1 protein-coding gene is annotated in these 467 nt (G+C 71.9%); it reads right to left on the reverse strand.

Features of this window, described 5'->3' with window-relative positions; translation table 11 throughout:
• Positions 1-119 precede the first annotated feature (119 nt).
• The coding region (locus FV223_RS29810) for a CbtA family protein (protein WP_187276316.1) at positions 120-467 on the reverse strand (348 nt) is incomplete at its 5' end.

The following is a 467-nucleotide window of genomic DNA, read 5'->3' on the forward strand; positions in this document are numbered from 1 at the left end:
GGTCTTGGTCTGTTTTGTATACGTGACTGTTTGCTTCGGTTGGCGCCGTCGGGCCCGCGCGCGGGCCGTCCGGCGCATCGCTCTCCATCCGGCAGGTGGTGCAGACGTAGAGGATCGTGTCAGCCACGGGCGCCTGCCGCGGCCTTCGGGCCGAAGGTCTGCCAGGCGCGCCCGAAGGCCAAGCCGATCACCGCCCAGAACACGAAGGCGATGGCGAGCGAGCGCGCGGCGAACTGCGCGGCGAGGCCGGCGGGAAGCTCGGACGGCGTCGCCGCCACCTCCGGCGCACCGGCCAGATGCGGAGCGACGATGAGCACGATTCCGCCGAGGATGGTGATCGGCACCCGGCGGATCGCGATGAGATAGATCCCCATCGCGGTGGCCGACGCCGTCATCACCCACCAGACCTGGCGGGCGGCCAGCGGGGCCGCCTCGCTGCCGGGCAGCTCGGGCGGCAGGCCCAGAGC

Origin of the sequence: Methylobacterium sp. WL116 (assembly GCF_008039455.1) — a bacterium.
In the GTDB taxonomy this organism is placed as follows: domain Bacteria; phylum Pseudomonadota; class Alphaproteobacteria; order Rhizobiales; family Beijerinckiaceae; genus Methylobacterium.